Origin of the sequence: Paeniglutamicibacter sp. ZC-3, assembly GCF_025847175.2 — a bacterium.
In the GTDB taxonomy this organism is placed as follows: Bacteria; Actinomycetota; Actinomycetes; order Actinomycetales; family Micrococcaceae; genus Paeniglutamicibacter; species Paeniglutamicibacter sulfureus.
Genome location: NZ_JAOYTG010000017.1, coordinates 68285 through 89086 on the forward strand (window position 1 = coordinate 68285; position 20802 = coordinate 89086).

Consider the following 20802-nt stretch of genomic DNA (forward strand, 5'->3'; position numbering starts at 1 on the left):
GAGGAGAAAACCTCGCCGACACACAGTGACCAGCCTACCGTTCGGACACGTACTCGTTGGATCGTGTCGGCGCCCTGAAGACTCTAGGAGCAGCAATGCCTGAATCCAAGACACGTCGGAAAAACCGCAAGCCACATGACGGCGACCATTCCCAGACCTATGACAAGCCGTTGCCCAAGTGGTACAAACCGGTCATGTTCGGCCTGATGATCCTCGGGCTGGTCTGGATCATGGTCTACTACATTTCCCAGACCGTGCTTCCGATCCCCGACATCGGCGGCTGGAACATCGTGATCGGATTTGGCGTGGCCATGATTGGTTTCTTCATGACCACGGGGTGGCGCTAGCTCACGGCCTTCGGACCGACGATGCAGCCAACCAACCCAATCATTAGCAGGGCATTGACCACGCTGAAGGTCTCACCGCCGAAGACCATGCCGTAGGCCACCGCAAGGCTGGCCCCGATTCCCGCCCACACTGCGTAGGCGGTTCCCGTGGGGATCTCCTTCATTGCCCAAGCCAGGCCGGCCGTGCTGAGAAGGATGCCCACAGCGAAAACCACGGTGGGTACGAGCCTGGTGAATCCCTCGGAGGCTCCCAAGGCAACTGCCCAGACCGCCTCAAAGAGACCGGAGATGACAAGTACTATCCACGACACGTCGTCAGCACCGATTCCTTTCGGTGCCCGTCTTGTCGCTGTCCGGGTACGGTTCCCTCGTCCGGGGGCGCCGGTGCGCTCTGGACGGCCTAGCAATGTGCGTGGGCCCGAAAACGCACCGTTCAAACCAACTTCCAGAAAGGCATGCCAGTCCCCATGCTTCGCCCCGATCTCACCCCAGGTTCTTCCTCCGTTGCCGCCGCGCCAAAATTATCACCCAAGCGCCTGTACGGATTGCTGGCTGTCGCCGAAATGGTGACCTGGGCGTTGCTGATCATCTCCATGGTCATCAAGTATGGATTTGGGCCGGAAATCTACGTCCGCATTTTTGGAATGGTCCACGGCGTGGTTTTCATCGCCTACGGCCTGGTGACGCTCTTTGTCTGGGCCAATGAGCGCTGGAGTGTGACCCGTGGCGTGCTGGGCTTGGTCTCGGCGGTCGTTCCCTTTGCCACTCTGCCATTCGAACGGGCAATGCTGCGCCGGGGGCTGCTCAGTGACACTTGGCGGCTGGCACCTGGCGGGGAAGCACCACAGGGGCCCATCGAGAAACTGCAGGCAACGGCACTACGCAGCCCCTGGCTGGCGGCAGCTGTTGGTCTAGTCGCGGTCGCTGCCATCACAGCAGCACTTCTGGTCATCGGTCCTCCCGGCGGGACAAGCTAGAGCCGTTCAGGATCCGAGGTGGACCACGGATCGCATTCCTGCCGGAAAACTCAAAATTCCTGGCGCAGGCCGGCGGCCCCCGCAGCATCCAGCACCAGACCGGTGAGCAGATCCAGTGCCACGGAGGGAACCTTCCACCGCTGCCAGTAAAGAGCGACATCGCTTGTCCACGCCTCGTTGATGCATACCAGCGATCCGTCACGAGGATCCTGGACCTCTGGGATCATGCCCCAACCCAACGACGCGACCACGGCTGCCACGTACATCCTCGAGTCCGGCACGAAGTGCTCCGCAGGCGCTTCGGCGATCCGCTTGCCCACGACCTTTCGGAGCAGCGCCCGTTGCAAGTCATCGGTCCGATCAAAACTCACCATTGGCGCAAACGCGAGCTCGGCCCCTGGATCGACACCCGGGAGCCAGCGATCCATGAAATCTGCACTGGCCATGGCTCGATAGCGCATGGTTCCCAGATACACCGAAGAGCATCCCTGCACGGGGTTGCTTTTCGTCGTCACCGCTCCCATGACCTGTCCCGATCGAAGCAAGGCGGTGGAATGGGACTCGTCATGGCGCAGGATCTCGCAGTCCATGACGTCTTGGGCAGCCAAGCCTCCAAGAACCGGTGCGAACCAACCGGCCAGCGAATCGGCATTCACGGCAATGCTGAGTTCCGTTCGACGGGGTACACGGTCGGGCGTTGCGTCCAATCCGAGTGAGCGATGCGCCTCCGTGGACAGCATTTGGATCTCCCTAGCCAAACGAAGCAGCACGTCCCCACTGCCGGTGGTGCGAATCGGTCGCGAACGAATGAACAGCACGCTGCCTGCCCGTTTTTCCAGGGCTTTGAGACGCTGGCTGACGGCCGACGGGGTGATGTTCAGGTGTCCTGCCGCTCGCTCCAGGGTTCCGGCGTCGATCACGGCCTTGAACGTTTGTAGTTGCTCCGTGGAAAAGTCCATAGTTAGAAATCCTAATGGACCCTAAGAATCTTTAGCTCGACACGTCTTTGCTGGTTCGCCTAATCTCGATTGGTGATCTTCATTCCCTTTATATCCGGTCTGGCCACTGGCCTCTCCTTGATAGTTGCCATTGGTGCCCAAAATGCGTTCATCCTGCGACAGGGGATCCGAAAGGAACATGTCGGCCTTGCCGTGTTGATTTGCCTCGTCTCGGATGCCGTCCTGATTTTTGCCGGGATCGCCGGACTGGGCGCCCTGCTGTCGATCGCCCCGTGGTTTATTGACGTGGCCCGGATCGGTGGAGCCACTTTCTTGCTCGTTTATTCCTTCTTCGCTGCCCGGCGGGCCCTCAGCCCGCGGGGGATGGACACAAGCGCATCGACGCCGCCAACCCCGCGGCGCACTGCCGTCCTGACGGCGCTGGCCTTGACTTGGCTCAACCCGCATGTCTACCTCGATACGGTCATTCTCCTCGGCTCGATAGCCGCAGCCCAAGGCGACCCTGGGCGCTGGGTCTTTGGCACGGGCGCGACGCTAGCCAGCATTCTCTGGTTCGTCGGCTTGGGTTTTGGGGCACGCTACTTGCGCGGGTTCTTTGCCAGTCCCCGATCCTGGCGCATCCTAGATGCCGTCATCGCGACGCTCATGGCAGTACTGGCCATTTCGCTGCTGTTCCCGCTCATTGGCTGAGAACGGGTTGGAGCCCCGCCGCGCATCGTAGTTATTCAACGGGCCCGGACGATCTTTCGATACATCGTTCCCTGCCGAACCAGCTCAAACCCCAAGAGTCGGTACAGCCCCGCCGCACCGGTTGGGCTTTGCGCGTCCACCGACAGGTCCACCTTTGCATACCCGGCGTCGAATGCCGTCTGAACAGCCTTAGAGAGCGCCCAAGCCGCATACCCTCGTCCGCGTGAGGAACGTGCCGTACCCACGCGAGATATGTACAGTTCTCCCGGCACCCATTCGGCCGCCAAGACGTAGCAGAGAGCGGTGGTCGGAACCGAGCCGCCGTCCGCTTGCAGCAGCACCTGGGAGTAAGCTCCCCGGAAGGAACGGGATCCGGTCATGGCCGCCCATTCCTTGACGCTCTTCGGGGTCGAGCCCCAATGATCGGCGAAGGCCTCATTGTCCAGGAGCCGAACCGACTCGGACGAGCTGGGAGAGTATGCGACCAGCCGCGCGTCGCCATAGGCCGCCACAGGGCGTCCCCGGGGCCTGAAACTGCCAGGCAACACGGACATGTCCTGGAAATAGCGTGCCGGCTCGTACCCCCTGCTCCTGGCCATGGCGCCAGCACCATGGCCTGGGGCATTCCCCCACACATCGATGGTGAAGTCGATCTTGGGGAGTCGTTCCGCCATCTTCTCCGCTGCCCTTGATTCAAGGGTGTCCATGATTCCGGACCCGTGGCCGCGACGGCGGTACTCGGGCGCAATGCCCCCGTCGATGGAAACCCGCCCACGGCCGTCGCGCAGCTGCTCACCGAGGCGGAGCTGACCGAACCCGATCATGGCATCGCCGTCCCAGAGTCCAATCGTGTCTTGTAGGGGGTCCACGCCAGGTTCGTCCAGTTCCTCTGCCAGATCCTCGACTTCGTAGAATTCCCCGGTTTCATCGAACGCTGCCAAGCGGTTGGTCAAGGCTGCCCACGCAGCGACATGCTCGGGGTGGATCCAATCCTGGCGCATGGGGACTCTCCGGTATGGGGATGCACCCGGTGGGTGCGGAAGCCTGATGAGCACCATTTTTGCAGTTTTCCCCCACTAATCACAGGGCGAAGTGGGCGGGGGAGTAGACGCGAAACTTAGTAACATGCTGTGCACGAAAGTTATCCACAGGTGGGGACAAAGCTGTGGGTTCAACCTTTTGGACCGCCAGTTTCGCGGTTTGGGCGGTCTTGCGGGGTGTGAATTACATGTGCGTAAGTTATTAACACTGTGGATAAGCCGTGTGGACAACGGACGGCAAACCCTCCTCGAAGTGCCCGGATTTCCGCGCAATCTCACGAATTCGGTTAAATTTTCGACAAGTACGCTCTGCTGGACCTCCGAATCGGATCCCCAACACTTCACAGGTTGTGCACTAAGTTATCCACAGGTGTGGATGAAATTGTGAATACTTGCCAAAAACTATCCACAAACGAGACGGACCGGCGTCAGCGCGGGCGCTTGAGCCGGACCGTCTCTTATGAATTACATGGTTGTGAGTTATTAACAATGTGGATAACCCATGTGGACAACTTTTATGGCCAGCGGTCCTATTTGGCTGTCAGAGTCGAATGTTTGCGGCACCGTAAAAAGTCAGCGCACATAGCAACAGAATCAACAATGCAGTGCCGGCCCACTGCATCAGGGCCTGCTGCTTTCCCTTGGGCGCGTGGGCCATGACGGCTGCCGTTGCAGCACCTACCACCAGCCCGCCCACGTGGGCCTCCCATGCGATACCAGGGATGATGAAGCCGATGGCCAGGTTGATCGCAATCAAGATGACGATCTGCATGGTTTGGACTCCGCGTGCGCGGAGGAGCACAAACATCGCGGCGAAGAGCCCGAACACCGCACCGGAGGCACCCAGAACGGGAACCCGTGGATCGGTGATCAAGAGCACGGCGACGGAGCCGCCAAGACCGGAGGCTAGGTACAGGGCCAGGAAGCGCAGCCGCCCCAGCATCGGTTCCAGCACACGTCCGCAGATGTACAGCGCGTACATATTGAAGGCAATGTGCCCAATGAAAGTCGTGGAGTGGGCAAAGATCGAGGTGAGCATGCGCCACGGCTCAGGTTCCAGATACGGGCTGGTGTACAGCCCTGCGTACACAACGTAGTCACTGAAGTCGCGCAGTATCATTTGCAGGGCGAAGACGACCACGTTAATGGCGATCAACACATAAGTCACCAAGGGGCGGCCGTCCGTCGCCTTGCCGCCGAAGACCGTACGGGTGCTTGGCAACTGCTTGTTGGCCTCGCGCACGCAGTCCACGCACTGGGTTCCTACCGCCGCCGTGACTTGGCATTCGGGGCAGGCCGGACGCAAGCAGCGTTGGCAGGTGACATACGAAATCCGGTCGGGGTGCCTAGGGCAGACGGGTGCCTGCGCGGCCTGGTTCGGGTTGGACAGTCCATACGACATGGAATCGATGCTCCTGGGTAAGTACGTTCGTTGCCCCGTTGCCACGGGACGGTTACAGGCCCGGCGGTCCACGCGCCGGGACCGGGTATGCGCACGTTGCAAGACGTGCGTGCGGGGCAGAAGCAAAAGGCCCCATCCATCCGTCCCGCCGCCGTCCCTCACCTTGCAGAGCGAGGTGAGGGACGATGCGGCGGGGCGGCCGATGGAGCCTTCGACGGTTAAAGGCGCATGAACCGCGCCCGGATCACGTGCCTAGAGCGCGGTGACGTCGATGCTGCTGATGGAGACGTCTTCGAGCGGCTTGTCGCGGCCGTCGGTCGGAACGACGTTCAGCTGGTCAACGAGCTTGCGCGAAGCTTCGTCGGTGACATCGCCGAAGATGGTGTGCTTGCCCTGCAGCCAGGTGGTCGGGATCGAGGTGATGAAGAACTGGGAACCGTTGGTGCCCTGGCCCATCTGGATACCTGCGTTGGCCATGGCCAGCTTGTAGGGCTCGCGGAAATCAAGCTCGGGATTGATTTCGTCGTCGAAGCGGTAGCCCGGTCCGCCGGTGCCCTGGCCCAGCGGGTCGCCGCCCTGAATCATGAAGTCGGAGATGATGCGGTGGAAGATCGTGCCGTTGTACAGCGGGGTGTTGACCTTCTCCTCGCCGGTGCGCGGGTCGGTCCAGGTCTGTTCGCCGGTGGCCAGGCCCACGAAGTTTTTCACGGTCTTGGGGGCGTGGTTGCCAAAGAGGTTTACGACGATGTCGCCCAAGTTGGTGTGGATGGTGGCTGTATGCGTTGGGATTGCAGTCATACAGTCATTCTTCCATGAGCGCTCTAACCGCTGTTGCGAATGGCTACGCGTTCAGTGAACACGGCCACACGATTGTTTATATGCCGGTCAGGTAATGGCTGTAAGCCAAGCGTAGGTCGTAGGCTAGGACGAAGCTTACGAAACGATCGAAGGGGTTCACTGTGAAGTCAGAACGTATTGCTCGAGACTTTGGTGAAAGTGTTGCCACTGGTGCCGAGCAGGCATTGGATTGGGCAGCTCCAAAGGTGGACACGGCCGTGAAGTGGGCCGTTCCTCGTATAGAAAAGGGCATCGAGACGGCGTCCCCGAAGATCCAGGAGAGCCTGAACTGGGCCGCCCACGAACTTTCGGAGACCGTCGCGCGGGTCAGTCCCATGATCCAGGAGTCCCTGGAGCGCGTGGGTCCACGACTCTCCGCGGCCATTGACGAAGCCACCCCCCGGGTCCAGAAGGCCGTTGATCGTGCCACTCCCGCGCTGAACGAGGCGCTCGAGAAGGCGACACCTGCCCTCACCCATGCGCGCAATGTCGTTCTCAACGATTACCTACCGGCGGCCAATGAAAAGATCGGCCAGGCGGCCGAATTCACCACGCGCAAGCTTGAGCAGGCCAGGGTCCCCGAAGCACTTCACCAGGTTTCCGAAAAACTCACGCCGCGTCCTGAAACCGTCGAACGTGTCCAGAACAGCGCAAGCGCTGCCGTGGGCCGAGTCAGCAAGGAGCTGAACAAGGTGCAGAAGCCTGCGAAGAAGAAAAAGGGATGGCTTGTCGTAGCCGTCATTGCCGCCGCGGGCGCAGCGGCCGTGGCTGCTTGGCGTGCCTCGAAGCCCATCGACGACCCGTGGAAGACCCCGGCACCGGTGGAACCGACCACCGTGCGCGCAAGCGGCCCGGTGGAAGTCCCCGCCAGCGTGGAGGAAGTCCGCGAAGAAGTGGCCGCATCGGCAGCCGCCGCCAAGGAGAACAGCTCAGCTCAAGCCGACGAAGCGGTGGCAGACAACAAGAAGCAGCTTTCCGAATCGGCTGAGGAAATTTCGGAGGCGGCCACCACCGCCAAGCACAAGGCAGAGGCAAGCCTGGACTCCAGCGAAGCAAGGGTCACCGAAGCCGAGGCTTCCACTGGGGACACCGCGCCAAAGCCGGGTCCCCGCACCAAGAAGTAGTTTCGGTCGGTCCCGGGACATCCGCAACGGATGCCCCGGGCAGACATAGAGCAACAGGGCAGCACGTGGTCTTCACTGCATCCGGCAACCCGGGATGCGATGGATCAGGTGGTGCCCTGTTCCTTTTTCAGCGGTTCCGCGAGGGCCTTGCTCTGGGCGTGCGCCTGTCCCCGCACGACAAAAAACAGGCCGACAAGGATTACCGCCAGCCCAAACACCGTTCCGGCCGGCAATATCTGCCCCAGGAACAATGCGGCCAGGAGGGCCGCCCCCGGGATTTCCAGCAAGATCAGGGTGGAAACGGTGAGCGGGCCCAGCGAACTCAGCAGATGGTTCAGGGCCGAATGCCCGAGGACCTGGGAGCAGAGAGCCAGTGCAAGGATGCCGATCCACCCATTGAGGTCGAATCCCCAGACCGGTTCGCCGGCCAGCAGGCACATTGCCAAGAGCAGGACAGAAGTCAGCCCGTAGCAGATGGTGGTGTAGGAACTGGTGCTCATGGTCGCGCGGGCCTTGGACCCCGCCAGAGTGTAAGCGGCGGCCAGGACGCCGCCTATGAGGGCCAGCCCGTCACCGATAAGTGCCTCCGTGCCCGACCCGATGTCGAATCCCGTGATCACCAGAACGCCGGCAAAAGCCAGCAGCACTCCCAGACCGACCCTCCAGCCATACCTTGTTCCGCGCAGGGATTGGAACAGCGCTATCCACGCCGCTTGCAGGCACACCAGTGCGGTGGATGCAGCGACGGTGGTCATTCGGATCGACGTCATGAAGAAGGCGAAATGCAGCGCAAGCGAGAGGGCGGCGAGGGCGCTCCATCCCCATTCCCGGCGGCGCAGCCGGCCGAAACCGCGCCGATCATTCACCAGTGCGGGCACGGCCATGACTGCAGTGCCTATGGCATTGCGCCACAAGGCCATGGAGAGGGCGGGAACGGCCGGGAACGCGGCAATGAGCGGCCCTGAAGCGGCAACTCCCAGGACGCCCACCAGGGCCAGTAGAAAGGTCACCTGCCCACTCTATGGTTACTCGTGCCGGGCCACCGAATGCGGGCAGCGGGGGAGCCGACAACCCCTAGAATTCAAGGGGCTGGCTGGGCGCGAGTGTTAAAGAATAAAAGACCCGGAACTTGCGTCCCGGGTCTTTTATTTCGGTGGAGACTAGGGGGGTCGAACCCCTGACCTGAAGCTTGCAAAGCTACCGCTCTACCAACTGAGCTAAGTCCCCGTATTTTGTTGTGCATCAACTTCTTGCATGGCAGGTTGCCCTGCCCCGGATTCAGGATACCTTATCGGTGCCCTGGCTCCAGGTGGCCTTTTCAGCCGTGGATCCCTTGTACTTACGATAACCAATAACGCCCGCGGCTACTGCCACCAACACCAGAAATTTCCGCATGGAGATTTCCTTTCACCTATCGTTCGGACGAGGGAATCCGTGGGCGTACCTGGACTTGAACCAGGGACCTCTTCGTTATCAGCGAAGCGCTCTAACCGCCTGAGCTATACGCCCTCTATGTTCCCGCCGGGAACGAGATAAAACTTTACCCGAGAAACCACCAAAGAAACAAATCGGCCCCCAAACGTCCCTTTATCAAGGGCGTTGGGGGCCGACTTTGGCGTGTTTCCGCGAATTAATCGTCGGTCAAGGTCACGCCAATGCCGCCAACCAGGGTCGACGAGAGGTTGTAAAGCACCGCTGAGAGCATCGACAGGGCCGTGAGTAATACCACATTCACCACGGCGATGATGGTGGCAAACGAGGCAACCTGGCCCAGCGATGCGATTTCCATCAAATCGAACCCGGTTTCGGAGCCGATAATTTCGCGCAGCAACCCGTTGATGGCCTCGAAGATGCCGGTCAGGTCAAGCACCGACCACAGGACGACGCTTGCAACGACGGTAACAATGCCAAGGGCGACCGAGAGCAGGAACGCCATCTTCAACACCGACCAGGGGTCGACCTTGGAAATGAGCAGGCGTGCCTTGCGGACCTTTGCCTTGGGTGCCGGGCGGACCAGCTGCTGTGGGCGTCCCTGTGCCGCGCCGGCGGGTCGCGGTGCGCCGGGACGTGGTGCCCCGGGGCGGGGTGCGCCTGCCGGGCGCTGCGCTGCCGAGGGCTTGGGCGCGGTTCCTGGCCGGGGCGCACCGGCGGGGCGCTGTGCCCCTACGGGTGCCTGTCGTGGCGGTGCGGGACGGGTACCACCAGTGCCGCCCGCCGGGCGGGGCGTATTCGGGGTGCTCACGCGTTACCTCCGTCGTTGGTGGCCTCGTCGTCGTGCCCAAGGTTTTCCTCGGTTCCTGCCGGGTTTTCATCACCCGGAAGGGCCTCGGAGGCCGTTTCTTGTGTCTTTTCCGCGTTCAACGGTACTGCATCTTCCTCGGCGTTCTCTCCGAGGCCGCGCTCGGTGTTCTTCGCGACGGCGATGATGCGGTCCTTCTTGTCCGGCTTGGCAAAGATGACGCCCATGGTGTCGCGGCCCTTGGCGGGAACCTGCGAAACGTCCGAGCGGACCACCTTGCCGCCCTCCATGACCACCAGAACCTCGTCCTCATCGTGGACAATCAGCGCGCCGACGAGGTCGCCGCGGTCCTCGGCGAGCTTGGCTACCTTGATGCCGATGCCGCCGCGGGACTGCACGCGGTATTCATCCACGGAGGTGCGCTTGGCGTAGCCGCCCTCGGTGACGACAAACACATAGGAATCGTCGGTGACCACGTCGGCGGCCAGCAATTCGTCTTCCTCGCGGAACTTCATGCCGGTGACGCCGCTGGTCGCGCGTCCCATGGGGCGCAGTGCCTCGTCGGTGGCGGTGAAGCGCACCGACTGCCCCTTGCGGGAAACGAGCATCATGTCGTCGGTCTCGCTGATCAATTGCGCGGAGACGAGTTCATCGCCCTCGCGCAGGTTGATGGCAATGACCCCGGCGGTGCGATTGGTGTCGTAGTCGGACAGGCGGGTCTTCTTGACCAGACCGTTGCGGGTGGCGAGCACCAGGTACGGGGCCTGCTCGTAGTTGCGCAGGTCCAGGACCTGGGCGATGCGCTCGTCGGGCTGGAAGGCCATCACGTTGGCCACGTGCTGGCCCTTGGCGTCGCGTCCGGCCTCGGCCAGTTCGTAGCACTTGGTGCGGTAGACGCGGCCGTGGTTGGTGAAGAAGAGCAGCCAGTCGTGCGTGGTGGTGACGAAGAAGTGCTCCACCACGTCGTCGCCGCGCAGCTGTGCGCCCTTGATGCCCTTGCCGCCGCGGTGCTGCGAGCGGTAGTTGTCGCTCCGGGTGCGCTTGACGTAGCCGCCGCGGGTGATGGTGACGACCATTTCCTCTTCGGGGATCAGGTCCTCGACGCTCATGTCGCCGTCGTAGCCCATCAGCACCTTGGTGCGCCGGTCATCGCCGTGCTTCTCGACGATCTCGGCGAGTTCCTCGGAGATGATGGTGCGCTGGCGCTGCGGGTCCGCGATGATGACCTTGAACTCGGTGATCATCGTTTCGAGTTCCGCGTGGCGGTCCTGGATCTTCTGGCGTTCCAGGGCGGCCAGGCGGCGCAGCTGCATGTCGAGGATCGCACGGGCCTGGAGCTCATCGATGTCCAGCATTTCCATCAGCCCGTCGCGCGCGGCCTCGGTGGTGTTGGAGCGGCGGATCAACGCGATGACCTCGTCCAGGGCGTCCAGGGCCTTGAGCAGGCCGCGCAGGATGTGCGCTTCCTCCTCGGCCTTGCGCAGGCGGAACTGGGTGCGCCGGATGATGACTTCCATCTGGTGCGTGACCCAGTGGCGGATGAACGCGTCCAGCGAGAGGGTGCGCGGCACCCCGTCGACGATGGCGAGCATGTTCGCGGAGAAGTTGGACTGCAGCTCGGTGTGCTTGTAGAGGTTGTTCAGCACCACCTTGGCCACGGCGTCGCGCTTGAGCACGATGACCAGGCGCTGGCCGGTGCGGCCACTGGTCTCGTCGCGCAAATCGGCGATGCCGGAGATCTTGCCGTCCTTGACCAGCTCGGCGATCTTCACCGCCAGGTTGTCAGGGTTGGCCTGGTAGGGCAGCTCGGTGACGACCAGGCAGGTACGGCCCTGGAGCTCCTCGACGGAAACCACGGCGCGCATGGTGATGGAGCCGCGGCCGGTGCGGTAAGCATCTGCAATGCCCTTGGTGCCCAGGATCATGGCGCCGGTGGGGAAGTCAGGGCCCTTGATGTGGCGCATCAGCTCTTCGAGCAGTTCCTCGCGGTTGGCCTCCGGGTGCTGGAGGTACCACTGGACGCCGGAGGCGACCTCGCGCAGGTTGTGCGGCGGGATGTTGGTGGCCATGCCCACGGCGATGCCGGAGGAGCCGTTGACCAAGAGGTTCGGGAAACGCGCCGGCAGGATGGTGGGTTCCTGGTTCTTGCCGTCGTAGTTGTCCTGGAAGTCAACGGTGTCCTCGTTGATGTCCCGGACCATCTCCATGGCCAGCTGGGCCATCTTGGTTTCGGTGTAACGCGGGGCGGCCGCACCGTCGTTGCCCGGGGAGCCGAAGTTGCCCTGGCCCAGGGCCAGCGGGTAGCGCATGGTCCAGTCCTGGATCAGGCGGACCAGGGCGTCGTAGATCGCGGTGTCGCCGTGCGGGTGGTACTGGCCCATGACCTCGCCGACCACGCGGGCGCACTTGTTGTAGGAGCGCTCCGGGCGGTAGCCGCCGTCGTACATTGCGTAGATCACGCGGCGGTGCACGGGCTTCAGGCCGTCGCGCACGTCCGGCAGCGCGCGTCCCACGATGACCGCCATGGCATAGTCAAGGTAGGAGCGCTGCATCTCGGTCTGCAGGTCGATCTGGTCGATCTTGTCGACGCCGAGGTTTACCGCCACGGCGTCGTCGATCACCGCGCCCTCAACGATCTCGTTGGCGGGTTCGGTGCCGTCCTGCGGGTTTTCGGGAGTCTGATCGCTCATCGATTTCTTCCTCTAGTCAAAAGTCTGTGTCTAAACGCTTCGGGAGTGCGGGGATCGAGGACTAGATGTCCAGGAAGCGCACGTCCTTGGCGTTTTGCTGGATGAAGTTTCGACGCGATTCGACGTCCTCGCCCATCAGCACGGAGAAGATCTGGTCCGCGGCTGCGGCGTCGTCCATGGTGATCTGGCGCAGCGTGCGGTGCTCGGGGTCCATGGTGGTGTCCCAGAGTTCCGAATAGTCCATCTCGCCCAGGCCCTTGTAGCGCTGGATGCCGTTGTCCTTGGGCAGGCGCTTGTTCTTGGCGGCGCCGGTGGTCAGCGAGTCGTCGCGTTCCTTGTCCGAGTACACGTATTCGTGCGCGGCGTTGGACCACTTGATGCGGTACAGCGGCGGCATCGCCAGGTAGACGTAGCCGTTTTCGATCAGCGGGCGCATGAAGCGGAAGAGCAGGGTCAACAGCAGCGTGGTGATGTGCTGGCCGTCGACGTCTGCATCGGCCATCAGCACGATCTTGTGGTACCGCAGCTTGGCCATGTCGAATTCCTCGCCAATGCCGGTGCCGAAGGCCGTGATCATGGCCTGGACCTCCGCATTGCCCAGCGCGCGGTCGAGCCGGGCACGCTCGACGTTCAGGATCTTGCCGCGCAGCGGCAGGATGGCCTGGACCCGCGGGTTGCGACCGCGCTTGGCGGAGCCGCCTGCGGAGTCGCCCTCCACGATGAAGACCTCGCACTCGGCGGGGTTCTTCGAGGAGCAGTCGGAGAGCTTGCCGGGCATGCCGAAGGATTCCAGCGGCGATTTGCGGCGCGCGTTGTCGCGGGCCTTGCGCGCGGCCAGGCGTGCCTGGGAGGCCAGCTGGGCCTTGCGGATGATGTCGCGGGCGGTGATCGGGTTGCGCTCGAGCCAGTCGCCGAGTTCCTCGTTGACCACGCCCTGGACGAAGCCCTTGGCCATCGAGTTGCCCAGCTTGGTCTTGGTCTGGCCCTCGAACTGCGGTTCGGCGAGCTTGACGGAAATGACCGCGGTCAGGCCCTCGCGGATGTCGTCGCCCGTGAGGTTCTCGTCCTTTTCTCGCAGGATCGTCTTCTCACGCGCATAGCGGTTGATCAGCGAGGTCATGGCGGCGCGGAAGCCCTCTTCGTGGGTGCCGCCCTCATGGGTGTTGATGGTGTTCGCGTAGGTGTGCACCGACTCCGAGTAGGCGTTGGTCCACTGCATGGCGACCTCGACGCTGATGCCCTTGGAGGTGTCCTCGGATTCGAAGGCGATGACGTCTTCGTGGACAAGCTCGACCTTCTTGGAGGAGTTTAGGTGCTTGACGTAGTCGAGCAGGCCGTCCTTGTAGAGGTAGTCGACGACGCGGTGCTTCGGGGTGTCGTCTTTGAGTTCGTCTTCCTCCGTGGCGATCTCGTCGGCGTCGACCTCAAGGGTGCGCTCGTCGGTGAGCGTGATGCGCAGGCCCTTGTTCAGGAAGGCCATCTGCTGGAAGCGGGCGCGGAGGGTCTCGAAGTCGAAGTCGATCGAGTCGAAGATGCTGTCGTCCGGGTAGAACGTCTGCATGGTGCCGGTGGCGTCGGAATCCTCGCCCTTGACGAGGGTGCCCTGCGGCTTGCCGCCCTCGGCGAAGCTCATGCGCCAAACGCTGCCCTGACGGCGGATCTCGGTTTCCACGCGCGAGGAAAGGGCGTTGACGACGGAGATGCCCACACCGTGCAGTCCGCCGGAGACCGCGTAGCCGCCGCCGCCGAACTTTCCGCCGGCGTGCAGGATGGTCATGACGACCTCGACGGTCGGCTTGCCCTCGGTGGGGTGGATGTCCACGGGGATGCCGCGGCCGTTGTCCTCGACGCGGACGCCGCCGTCGGCCCGCATGGTGATCTTGATGTGGTCGCAGTACCCGGCAAGGGCCTCGTCGACGGAGTTGTCCACGACCTCGTAGACCAGGTGGTGCAAGCCGCGCGGGCCGGTGGAACCGATGTACATGCCGGGGCGCTTGCGCACCGCTTCGAGGCCCTCGAGAACCGTGATGTCTTGGGCGCCATAGGTGTGTTCCACCCGGCCGTTGACACTCTCATCCGCCGGCTGCGCCGCGGGGGATTCGCCGGCCTCTACGGAATCGATGGGTTCCTGGGGTGTGGTGTTATCGGTAGACACAGGTGCTACAGACTCCTCAAACAGTGGAAGGCCGAACACCGAAGGTGCCCGATCATGAACCAGCGTCCCATCGCACGGACAAGACACCTTCATCAATTCTACCGTGTTGCGCCATATTATCCGGCATTGACGGGCAGCAACATGCCGTCATTGGCCACCAATCATGCACAGGAGCGATTTGTCCCGCCTCGAGTGGGGGGCTATGTGGTTCGCGCGCTCTCGGTGCGCCAGTCGGCCAGCTACGCGTTTTGGTTTTCTACCCGTAGGTGTCGCGCGGACCTCTGCCCTTGACCGAGCGTCCGCCGTGGCGCCAGGATGGTGCGGCCGGTCCAAGGACCCGGATCACGGTGATCACTCCGGGGCCGAGTTCCCTGTCAAAGTGCTTGAGCAGTTCATGGGAAAGCAACCGCATTTGCGTGGCCCAGGTGGTGGAGTCGCAGCGCACCACCACGGTGGAGTCCTCGAACGACTCGGGGATGCAATGCGCAGCAATCTGGGGGCCCACCAGTTCGCTCCAGCGCGAAAGCACCGAGCCCACGGCCACCGGTGCGCTCCAGCCGCGGTCGCGCACGATCTTGCCGAAGAGGTTGCCGATTTCCTGGGGGTCGCGCCCGTCAGAGTATTTTGCCGGCGCGGAACTCGCTCGTCTCTTGGCTTTGCGCGCGGCGGCATTCTCTTCGAACTTGGCTGCCTTCGCCGCGTCGATCCGGGCCTCGCCCCGACTCAGTGCCGCTTCGCGCATGCGGTTGAGGATGGCGCGGGCGGCGTCCAATGCCTCCGGGGCGTGCGGGTCTTTTTCCTCGCTCACGAGTGCACCGCTCCCGGACTGACCTTCAGGAAGGTGCCGCCGAGCTCCCCGGGGACATCCCCGGCGACCGCGGCGGTGACTATCACCTGGTCCGCGCCGGCAACGATGGACGCCAGGCGGGTGCGCCGGGTGGCATCGAGTTCGGCAAACACATCGTCCAGGATCAGAATCGGGCCGGCCCCGGGCCGCGGGTCGTCCTCGCCCATGACCTTGTACGCGGCAAGCCGCAGCGCCAGGGCCAGCGACCAGGTTTCCCCGTGGCTGGCATAACCCTTGGCGGGGGCGCCGCCCAGGGTCAGCAGGACATCGTCGCGGTGCGGACCCACCAGGGTGATGCCGCGTTCAAGTTCCTTGGCGCGCGTATTCAACAGGGCCGCGAGGAACATCTCTTCGAGTTCCTCCGTGGTGGCGTCCAACAGCGCAGCGGGTGCCACCCGTGAAGCTTCCTCCTCCGGCACTCCGGAGGAGGATTCCTCGCCGTCAAAATCGGCCAGGACCGTGCATTGGTAGTACGCGCGGGCTTCCTTGTTCGCGTCGGCCAACGATGCGTAGGCAGCACCCATGTAGGGCGAAAGCAGGCGGAGCACCTCGAGCCGCCCGCGCAGCACCCGTGCCCCGGCACGGGCAAGATGCGTGTCCCAGACATCGAGCGTGGATTCGTGGGCCGTGGATGGTTTTCCCCCTGCCCGGGCGGATTTCAGCAGGGCATTGCGCTGTTTGAGCACCCGCTCATAGTCCCCGCGGGTCGCCGCCTCGCCAGGACGCAGGGTGACCAGCAGTTCGTCGAGGAAACGGCGTCTATTGGACGGATCCCCCTTGACCAGGGCCAGGTCTTCAGGGGCAAAGAGCACCGTGCGGACGATTCCCAGGATGTCTCGCGCCCGCACCGGGTTGGCGCGGTTGATGCGGGCACGGTTTGCCTTGCCGGCGGTTATTTCCACCTCGATGGTGGTCACCAGCTTGGCCCGCTGGACGCGTGCCCGAACCAAGGCCCGGTCGGTGCCAAAACGCAGAAGTGGCGCATCGTTGGTGACTCGGTGTGAGGAAAGGGTTGCCAGGTAGCCGATGGCTTCCACGATGTTGGTCTTGCCGACGCCGTTGGAACCTACCAGGACATTGGTGCCGGGCCCCAGCTCGACATCGGCTTGCGCATAGGAGCGAAAGTCGGTGAGAGAGACATGTGAGATATACACCTAGACGTCCTGCGGTGGGCTCAAGGGGCGGGTGCCGTCGATCGGGTGATGAAGGCCTGGCGGAAACCGCCAAGAAAAGTCGTGTTCGACCGCTCCGGTTGGAGCGGACGTGGAGCGGTCGAACACTGGATTGCAACGGGGAAGAAAACCAGGTTTTCCCCCGCTAGCAACCTAATTGGGCAAGTTTGGTAGGCGAACTGGCATGACCAGGTAACGGTACTGGTCGCTGTCCTGTCCATTCAGGGACGACTGCGCCGTCATCATGGCCGGCTTCGGGGCACTGGTGAAGGAGAACCGCACGAATTCGCTGTCGAATGCGTTAAGTCCCTCGCTCAGGTAGGCGGGGTTGAATGCAACGGTGATTTCCTCGCCGTCGATCTGCGCCTCGATGGATTCCTCGGCCTGGGCATCTTCCCCGGTGCCGGCATCGAGGGACAGCTGGCCGCCGGCGAACGATAGCCGGACCGGGGTGTTGCGCTCGGCAACGACCGCCACGCGGCGGACAGCTTCCATGAGGTCCGAGGTGCGCACGGTGGCATGAATCGGCGTGTTTTCGGGGAAGAGGGAGCGGATCTTGGGGTAGTCCCCGTCCACTAGCAACGAGGTCGTCCGGCGGTTTCCGCTTTCAAATCCAATGAGTTCGTTGCCTTCGCCCAGGGCGATCTTCAGTTCGCCGGCGGAGCCAAGGGTCTTAGCGACCTCATTCAGGGTCTTGGCCTTAACCAACGCAGAGGTGGAAATACCGGACTGTGAGGGCTTCCAGTGGACCTCGCGCATGGCCAGGCGGTACCGGTCTGTCGCCAGGAACGTGATCAGGTCGTCTTCGATTTCCATCTTGACGCCGGTGAGGATCGGGAGGGTGTCGTCTTTGGACGCTGCAACGATGACCTGGTTGATCGCGTGGGCAAAAGCCTCGCCATCGACGACGCCCGTAACCTCTGGAAGCACTGGAAGTTCCGGATACTCGGCCACCGGCATGGTGGCCAGGTGGAATCGGCTTCGTCCGCAGGTGAGAGTGACCTTGGTGCCATCGGTTTCGATGACTGCGGTGGCGTTTGGAAGGCTCCGGCAAATTTCGGCCAACAACTTGCCTGAGACCAGGATGGTTCCCTCGGTTGCGACATCCGCGGCGATTTCGAGGTTCGCAGAAATTTCGTAGTCGAACCCTGCCAGCGAAACAGTGCCGCTGGTCGCGGTGATGAGGATGCCTGAAAGCACCGGTGAGGGCGGTCGCTGAGAGAGTGAACGGGCGGTCCAGGATACGGCTTCGGCCAATACATCCTTTTCAACGCTGAACTTCACGAAGTGGTCCGCCTTTCACGACGAAGTCGACAGTACTTGACTTAAAGCAAGCTTAGCTGCTCGGAAAAAATCCAAACCCAGAACCGATCCTTGGACCGGCGTGCGTTGACACGCTTGCTTTTGAACCGACTGCAGCTGATGGCAGAACTACGGCACAGCCTTCGAGCATACCGGCTTTTGAGACTCGCAAACGATGATCCTGCCTGTGGCTTGTGTGTGAAACGCGATGACTTTAGCCGAAACCGGAAACCTGTGGCTTCTCTGAAGCAACGAAACGAACGGGGGTGTGCACTGTCCTGAACAAGCGCGCTGTAGCAAGAGAAGCCACTCAATCGAGGCAGCCGATATCACAGGTTGTTTTCGGCAGCCCGACTATCTGAAGAGCACAAAACGCAGACGGAAGGAGCATGAAGTTTCGGTATCCGAGGTCTTGGCCGGAGTGATACGCGTTTTACGGAGTGCTAGCTAAAATCCAGGTTTCTTCGTCTTGACCAAGGGGAGCGGATCACAAGTTCCTTCCAACGGCGAATCCAGTCCGGCCCGATGGTGGCGTCCTGAGTGGGATGTTCCATATCGGAGAAGCACAAATTCGGGCGTCTATCTTGGCGGGCAACTCGGCTGCAAGGATCCCATGGGAGCGAGGCAAACGATGGCGATATGGGCCTTTGGGGCCCGGGGACGGAAAAGAGGCCTTGTTATCTGGATGAATAAGAAAGATGGGATTAGTAGTGTTAATAACCCCTGTGGATACTGTGGATAAGTACCCTCCGCCGCGGGAACGCACCAATTATGCATGTGCACAACATGTGATTGGGCGTGACACTGAGTGTCACGCCCCGGTGGATAACTTTCTGCGTAAATTAAGGGATCCACAGTGACCCCTGTGGTTATCCGCAGGTAATCGCCGTAGTCCACTTAACTGTCCACAGGTTTATCCACACCTGTGGTTATTGGGTCAAGGTGCCCCTAGCCTTCTCGCTGACGTTGCTTGATCCGGTTGGTCAGTTCGGTGACCTGGTTGAAGATTGCCCGACGCTCGGCCATGAGTTCGCGAATTTTCCGGTCGGCGTGAATCACCGTGGTGTGGTCACGGCCGCCAAGTTCTTGGCCGATCTTTGGCAAGGACATATCAGTGAGTTCCCGCAACAGGTACATGGCGATTTGCCGTGCTGTCACCAAAGTCCTGGTTCTGGATTTGCTGTTGAGTTCTTCAATTGTGAGATTGAAGTACTCGGCAGTCTGGGCAACGATCGTGGCCGGGGTGATTTCCTGCGCACCCTCGTCGGTGATCAAATCCTTCAGGACTGTCTCAGCAAGGCTCATGTCAACGGTTTGGTTATTGAGTGAGGCGAAGGCCGTCACGCGGATCAACGCACCCTCAAGCTCGCGAATGTTCGTGGAGATCTTGGAAGCGATGTACTCCATGACCTCATCGGGTGCGGAGAGATTCTCGGCAGTGGCCTTCTTACGCAGAATGGCAATACGGGTTTCGAGTTCTGGAGGCTGGATATCGGTGAGCAAGCCCCATTCGAATCGTGAACGCATCCGATCCTCGAAGCCTGACAGCTGCTTTGGCGGCAGATCAGAGGTGATCACGACCTGCTTGTTGTGATTGTGTAGCGCGTTGAACGTGTGGAAGAACTCTTCCTGGGTCGCGTCCTTGTTGGCCAAGAACTGGATGTCGTCGATGAGAAGGATGTCGACATTCCGGTAAGTCTGTTTGAAGCTGGCACCTTCGTCGTCCCGGATGGAGTTGATGAAGTCGTTGGTGAATTCCTCGGAATTTACGTAGCGGACGCGGATTCCGTTATAGAGATGCCGGGCATAGTGACCGATGGCATGGAGCAAGTGGGTCTTGCCCAAACCCGAATCGCCGTAGATGAACAGGGGGTTGTACGCCTTGGCTGGAGCCTCTGCGACCGCAACCGCAGCGGCGTGGGCGAAACGGTTCGAGGAACCGATAACAAATGTGTCGAAGATGTATTTGGGGTTCAGCCGGCCAAATTCCTGGGAATTGGACGGTGGCGACGGCTGCGGAAGGACATCGCTGATGCGCGCCTTGGGAACCGGGGGCAGCTCGACGGGGGGAGCCGGAGCCTCCTCCGGGACCAGATCCGAGTCGATGCTGAACGCACAGCGGATATCTGACTGGAAAACCAGCTTTAGAGACTGTTCCAGGGGATCCTTGAGCTGTGTTTGGAGAACGTCACGAGTCAACTCATTGGGTACCGCCAGCAACAGGGTTGTCCCGATCAGACCTTGGGGCTGAGCCAAGGCGGCAAATGCACGCTGCATGGGAGTAACACGGTCGTCTTGTTCGACATGGCGAACTACCTGGCGCCAGGCACTGCCGACACTATTGGTCTCGTCTGTGCTCACAGTTAGGCCCCTTCGTTTTCTTACATCGACCAAACGGGCGACGAATGGGGCCGGCAACGACCGGACCCAACGGAATGATTCTAGCCGTCATCCACAGCGTTATGCACAGACGGTGGATAACTTGAGGTGGATATCTCCCGAGGGCTTGCAAATCTGCGTGTTAGCAAGTAAAAATTGACAACTAGGACCATGGTGTCAGACCCGATATTCGCTAGTTTTAAGCGTTTATCCACCGGGCTATCCACAATTAACATCACATCACGCACAGTGGTCCTTGCCGGGCCATGGTCGGTTCAATTTGACGTACCCTCACTTCCACCCCTATCGTTGTGTAGTCCTATGTGTGCACTTTTGGCACTGTGAGGTGCCTTCGAAAGTCTTCGGATTATCGAAAGCTCGGAGCAGTCCACGAGGGCCACCTGAATACGAGCGTCGGCCTGTTCTTCCCTACTTATTAGCAACGGGCAAGGCGCATCACATGATCGTCTTGGAGTTACTACCGTGAGCAAGCGGACTTTTCAGCCGAATAACCGTCGTCGTGCCAAGAAGCACGGTTTCCGACTTCGTATGCGTACCCGTGCAGGCCGTGCCATCTTGGCAACCCGCCGTGGCAAGGGTCGCGTCGAACTTTCTGCATAACCATTAAGCACTACTGTCCTG

The 20802-nt window shown here is 61.6% G+C and carries 19 protein-coding genes, 2 tRNA genes and 1 riboswitch; of the genes, 5 read left to right on the plus strand and 16 right to left on the minus strand.

Features of this window, described 5'->3' with window-relative positions; genetic code table 11:
- Window positions 1–95 precede the first annotated feature (95 nt).
- A complete protein-coding gene (locus tag OIU93_RS15860; RefSeq protein ID WP_264271035.1) occupies window positions 96–347 on the plus strand; it encodes a cell division protein CrgA in 252 nt (83 codons plus the stop codon).
- On the opposite strand, the gene OIU93_RS15865 is transcribed toward OIU93_RS15860, so the two are convergent.
- Window positions 344–658, minus strand: coding sequence for a multidrug efflux SMR transporter (locus OIU93_RS15865; RefSeq protein ID WP_264271036.1), 315 nt, complete (start codon window positions 656–658; stop codon window positions 344–346). The genes OIU93_RS15860 and OIU93_RS15865 overlap by 4 nt on opposite strands.
- 22 nt (window positions 659–680) lie before the next feature.
- A riboswitch (guanidine-III (ykkC-III) riboswitch) is annotated at window positions 681–742 on the minus strand.
- A 72-nt stretch (window positions 743–814) separates the two neighbouring features.
- Here OIU93_RS15865 and OIU93_RS15870 point away from each other — a divergent pair.
- Complete coding sequence (locus OIU93_RS15870; protein ID WP_264271037.1) at window positions 815–1324, plus strand: DUF3817 domain-containing protein; 510 nt, start codon at window positions 815–817, stop codon at window positions 1322–1324.
- Window positions 1325–1374: 50 nt separating this feature from the next.
- Here OIU93_RS15870 and OIU93_RS15875 read toward each other — a convergent pair whose 3' ends face one another.
- Window positions 1375–2283, minus strand: a complete 909-nt coding sequence (locus OIU93_RS15875) for a LysR family transcriptional regulator ArgP (protein WP_264271038.1) — start codon at window positions 2281–2283, stop codon at window positions 1375–1377.
- A gap of 75 nt (window positions 2284–2358) precedes the next feature.
- Between OIU93_RS15875 and OIU93_RS15880 the strand changes: the two genes are divergently transcribed.
- Window positions 2359–2973, plus strand: coding sequence for a LysE/ArgO family amino acid transporter (locus OIU93_RS15880; protein WP_264271057.1), 615 nt, complete (start codon window positions 2359–2361; stop codon window positions 2971–2973).
- 35 nt (window positions 2974–3008) lie between these two features.
- Here the strand turns inward: OIU93_RS15880 and OIU93_RS15885 are convergent, their stop codons facing one another.
- The 3 genes from OIU93_RS15885 to OIU93_RS15895 all read right to left on the minus strand — a co-directional run bounded on the left by OIU93_RS15885 (window position 3009) and on the right by OIU93_RS15895 (window position 6213).
- Window positions 3009–3974, minus strand: coding sequence for a GNAT family N-acetyltransferase (locus OIU93_RS15885; protein WP_264271039.1), 966 nt, complete (start codon window positions 3972–3974; stop codon window positions 3009–3011).
- A 580-nt stretch (window positions 3975–4554) separates the two neighbouring features.
- Entirely contained in the window at window positions 4555–5265 is a 711-nt protein-coding gene (locus tag OIU93_RS15890; RefSeq protein ID WP_372342949.1) for a rhomboid family intramembrane serine protease, read from the minus strand.
- A 402-nt stretch (window positions 5266–5667) separates the two neighbouring features.
- Entirely contained in the window at window positions 5668–6213 is a 546-nt protein-coding gene (locus OIU93_RS15895; RefSeq protein ID WP_264271041.1) for a peptidylprolyl isomerase, read from the minus strand.
- Between the two features lie 257 nt (window positions 6214–6470).
- Here OIU93_RS15895 and OIU93_RS15900 point away from each other — a divergent pair, with 257 nt between their 5' ends.
- On the plus strand, window positions 6471–7376 hold the full coding sequence (locus OIU93_RS15900; RefSeq protein WP_264271042.1) for a hypothetical protein: 906 nt from the start codon (window positions 6471–6473) through the stop codon (window positions 7374–7376).
- A 104-nt stretch (window positions 7377–7480) separates the two neighbouring features.
- Here OIU93_RS15900 and OIU93_RS15905 read toward each other — a convergent pair whose 3' ends face one another.
- The 11 genes from OIU93_RS15905 to dnaA all read right to left on the minus strand — a co-directional run bounded on the left by OIU93_RS15905 (window position 7481) and on the right by dnaA (window position 20142).
- Entirely contained in the window at window positions 7481–8386 is a 906-nt protein-coding gene (locus OIU93_RS15905; RefSeq protein ID WP_264271043.1) for a DMT family transporter, read from the minus strand.
- A gap of 144 nt (window positions 8387–8530) precedes the next feature.
- Window positions 8531–8603, minus strand: a tRNA-Ala gene (locus OIU93_RS15910).
- 51 nt (window positions 8604–8654) lie between these two features.
- Window positions 8655–8771: a DLW-39 family protein gene (locus OIU93_RS15915; protein ID WP_367281523.1), complete on the minus strand. Its 117-nt coding sequence runs from the start codon at window positions 8769–8771 to the stop codon at window positions 8655–8657.
- Window positions 8772–8811: 40 nt separating this feature from the next.
- Window positions 8812–8885: transfer RNA gene (locus OIU93_RS15920), tRNA-Ile, on the minus strand.
- 121 nt (window positions 8886–9006) lie between these two features.
- Entirely contained in the window at window positions 9007–9618 is a 612-nt protein-coding gene (locus OIU93_RS15925) for a DUF3566 domain-containing protein (RefSeq protein ID WP_264271044.1), read from the minus strand.
- Window positions 9615–12305, minus strand: coding sequence for a DNA gyrase subunit A (gyrA, locus tag OIU93_RS15930; RefSeq protein WP_264271045.1), 2691 nt, complete (start codon window positions 12303–12305; stop codon window positions 9615–9617). The genes OIU93_RS15925 and gyrA overlap by 4 nt, the downstream gene beginning before the upstream one ends.
- 61 nt (window positions 12306–12366) lie before the next feature.
- Window positions 12367–14361 (minus strand): DNA topoisomerase (ATP-hydrolyzing) subunit B, encoded by a 1995-nt coding sequence (gene gyrB / locus OIU93_RS15935; RefSeq protein ID WP_264271058.1) that lies wholly within the window; start codon window positions 14359–14361, stop codon window positions 12367–12369.
- A 355-nt stretch (window positions 14362–14716) separates the two neighbouring features.
- On the minus strand, window positions 14717–15268 hold the full coding sequence (locus tag OIU93_RS15940) for a DUF721 domain-containing protein (RefSeq protein ID WP_264271046.1): 552 nt from the start codon (window positions 15266–15268) through the stop codon (window positions 14717–14719).
- Window positions 15265–16461 (minus strand): DNA replication/repair protein RecF, encoded by a 1197-nt coding sequence (gene recF, locus OIU93_RS15945; RefSeq protein ID WP_264271047.1) that lies wholly within the window; start codon window positions 16459–16461, stop codon window positions 15265–15267. Before recF ends, OIU93_RS15940 begins: the two co-directional genes overlap by 4 nt.
- Before the next feature lie 171 nt (window positions 16462–16632).
- Entirely contained in the window at window positions 16633–17763 is a 1131-nt protein-coding gene (dnaN, locus tag OIU93_RS15950) for a DNA polymerase III subunit beta (RefSeq protein WP_264271048.1), read from the minus strand.
- 966 nt (window positions 17764–18729) lie between these two features.
- Window positions 18730–20142, minus strand: a complete 1413-nt coding sequence (dnaA, locus tag OIU93_RS15955; protein ID WP_264271049.1) for a chromosomal replication initiator protein DnaA — start codon at window positions 20140–20142, stop codon at window positions 18730–18732.
- 501 nt (window positions 20143–20643) lie between these two features.
- Between dnaA and rpmH the strand changes: the two genes are divergently transcribed.
- A complete protein-coding gene (rpmH, locus tag OIU93_RS15960) occupies window positions 20644–20781 on the plus strand; it encodes a 50S ribosomal protein L34 (protein WP_217390880.1) in 138 nt (45 codons plus the stop codon).
- Window positions 20782–20802 lie beyond the last annotated feature (21 nt).